At 73.1% G+C, this 2,877-nt stretch carries 1 protein-coding gene and 1 pseudogene; both read right to left on the bottom strand.

What is annotated here, in order from left to right; all coding sequences use genetic code 11:
- Window positions 1-872, bottom strand: a pseudogene (ligD, locus tag EBH09_RS30015) (non-homologous end-joining DNA ligase); the annotation flags it as partial.
- Window positions 869-2,716 (bottom strand): transketolase, encoded by a 1,848-nt coding sequence (locus EBH09_RS30010; protein ID WP_121750037.1) that lies wholly within the window; start codon window positions 2,714-2,716, stop codon window positions 869-871. The pseudogene ligD and the gene EBH09_RS30010, both read right to left, overlap by 4 nt.
- Window positions 2,717-2,877 lie beyond the last annotated feature (161 nt).

The following is a 2,877-nucleotide window of genomic DNA, read 5'->3' as shown; positions in this document are numbered from 1 at the left end:
ATGACCCCGGCCCACGGCTGGGTGCGCGCCTGGTCGACGGCGTCCGCGATCGTCCAGCGGCGGGCGTGCAGCGCGGGGTCGTCCAGCTGGTCCCAGGAGATGGGGGTGGCCACGGGCGCGCCGGGCAGGGCGCGCACGGTGAAGGGAGCCACCGCGGTCTGGGCGTAGGCGTTGCGCTGGATGTCGAGGTAGAGCCGGTCGCCGCGGTCCTTCTTGCGGGCGGCGGTGGTGAGCCGGTCGGGATGGGCCGCGGCCAGGGCCTCGGCGACTTCCCGGGCGAACTCCCGTACGCCGTCGAAGTCCTGATGGCCGTGCAGCGGCACGACGATGTGCAGTCCCCGCGACCCGGTGGTCATGAGGGCCGAGGGCAGTCTCAGCTCGTCGAGCAGCTTCCCCAGCAGCCGGGCCGCCTCCCGTACCGCCTCGAAGTCGTCACCGGCCGGGTCGAGGTCGAAGACCATCCGGTCCGGCCGGTCCACCTGCCCGGCCCGGGACAGCCAGCGGTGCAGGGTGAGCGCCGCCTGGTCGGCGAGGTAGAGGAGCGTGGCGGAGTCGTCGCAGACGGTGTGGCAGACGGTGCCGCCCTCCTTGCCCACCTCGACGCGGTTGATCCAGTCCGGGTAGTGCTCCGGAGTGTTCTTCTGCATGAACCGCGGCCCGTCGACGCCGTCCGGGTGCCGCTCCAGCATCAGTGGGCGGCCACGCAGGTGCGGCAGCATGAACGGGGCGACGGCACGGTGGTAGTCGACGAGGTCACCCTTGGTGTACTCCCGCGTGCCGCCGTCGCCCTTGGGGAACAGCACCTTGTCCGGCCGGTGTATCTCCACCGTGTGCCGGCCGGACCGGACGGTCCGTGCGGCGCCTCCGCTCACCGGACGATCGCCTGCTCCACCAGCATCCGTACGGCCGCCTCGACGGACTCCGCGTCGATCCCCGCGGCGTGCAGCTCCTCGGCCGGGGTCGCGGACCCCGGCATCGTGCCGACGGCGAGCCGGACCAGGCGGGGCACGGGCCGTCCGTCGCTGAACGCGTCGAGGACGGCGTCGCCGATGCCGCCCTCCTGACGGTGGTCCTCCACGGTCACCAGGCAGCCGGTGTCCTCGGCGGCCTCGCGCAGGGTGGCCCGGTCGACGGGCTTGACCGAGTACAGGTCGATCACCCGGACCTGGATGCCGTCCTCGCCGAGGGCGTCGGCCGCGGCGAGCGCCTCGTGCAGGGTGACGCCGGCCGCGACGACGGTCAGCCGGTCGCGGTCGGAGGAGCGCAGCACCTTGCTGCCGCCGACGGGGAACTCCTCGTCGGGGCTGTAGATCACCTCGCTCTCGCCGCGCGAGGTGCGCAGGTAGCGGATGCCCTCCAGGCCTGCCATCTCGGCGACGAGGCGGGCGGTCTGGTTGGCGTCGCACGGGTAGAGCACGGTCGAGCCGTGGATGGCCCGCATCATCGCGAGGTCCTCCAGGCCCATCTGGCTGGGGCCGTCCTGGCCGATGGCGACTCCGGCGTGGGAGCCGACGAGGTTGATGCCGGAGCCGCTGACGGACGCCATGCGCACGAAGTCGTGGGCGCGGGTCAGGAAGGCGGCGAAGGTGGTGGCGTACGGCACCCAGCCGCGTGCCGCCATGCCCACCGCGGTGGCGACCATCTGCTGCTCGGCGATGTAGCACTCGAAGTAGCGCTCGGGGTGTTCCTTGGCGAAGAACTCGGCGCGCGTGGAGTCGCCGACCTCGCCGTCGAGGGCGACGACGTCGCCGCGGGCGGTGCCGAGGGCGGCGAGCGCCTCTCCGAAGGCGTTGCGGGTGGCGACCTCGTCACCCTTGTCGTATCGGGGCAGCTCGGTCTGTCCGGTGCCGGCCGAGTGCAGTGCCCGCGCGGACGGCGGCTCCTGTACCCGGACGGTGAGGTCGCGCGGCCCGCCGAGTTCGGCGATCGCCTCCTCGGCCTCCGGCAGCGGCTTGCCGTGCTGGCCCTCGCGGTCCTCCACGGCCTGGACGCCCTTGCCCTTGAGGGTGCGCGCGATGATCGCGGTGGGCTGGCCCTTGGTGGACAGGGCCTCGCCGTAGGCGCGGTCGATGGCGTCGACGTCGTGACCGTCGATCTCGATGGTGTGCCATTCGAAGGCCCGGAAACGGCGCGCGTACGCGTCGAGGTCGTGACCGTGCCGGGTCTGGCCGCGCTGGCCGAGCCGGTTGACGTCGACGATCACGATGAGGTTGTCGAGGTGCTCGTACCCGGCGTGCTCGGCGGCCTCCCACACCGACCCCTCGGCCATCTCGCTGTCGCCGCACAGCACCCACACCCGGTAGTCGGCGTGGTCCAGCCGCTTGCCGGACAGCGCGATGCCGACACCGACGGGCAGCCCCTGGCCCAGCGAACCGGTGGCCGTCTCGACCCACGGCAGCCGCTGCGGGGTCGGGTGCCCCTCCAGGCGGCTGCCCAGCTTGCGGAAGGTCAGCAGCTCCTCGTCGTCGATGGCGCCGGCCGCCTTGTAGGCGGAGTAGAGGAGAGGCGAGGCGTGTCCCTTGGAGAGGACGAAGCGGTCGTTGCCGGGGTGGGCGGGGCGCTCGAAGTCGTAGCGGAGGTGGTTGGCGAGGAGTACGGCCATCAGGTCCGCGGCGGACATCGAGGACGTCGGGTGTCCGGAGCCCGCGGCGGCGGACGTCCGTACGCTGTCGACGCGCAGCTGCTGTCCGAGGTCGACGAGTTCACCGGTGTTCATGAGTCTCCTTCTGCGGCGCGGCCGTCGGAACGTTTGACGGGGCCGGGTGCGATGTCGGGTCCGGGGGACGGCTGGTCCGCCGGCGGTTCGGGGCCCGGGTCGTCGGGCGCACCGGCGGACCGGGCGGGCGCCGCACCGGCGGGCCGTGCCTTGCCGGGCGC

It is taken from the genome of Streptomyces sp. E2N166 (assembly GCF_003671715.1).
Classification (GTDB): Bacteria; Actinomycetota; Actinomycetes; order Streptomycetales; family Streptomycetaceae; genus Streptomyces; species Streptomyces thinghirensis.
The sequence above is the reverse complement of the archived record's forward strand: the minus strand, read 5'-3'. Positions and strand labels throughout refer to the sequence as shown.

Excerpts from the sequence above, each read along its gene's own strand:
- EBH09_RS30010 (WP_121750037.1), bottom strand. The coding sequence starts at position 2,716 with ATGAACACCGGTGAACTCGTCGACCTCGGACAGCAGCTGCGCGTCGAC.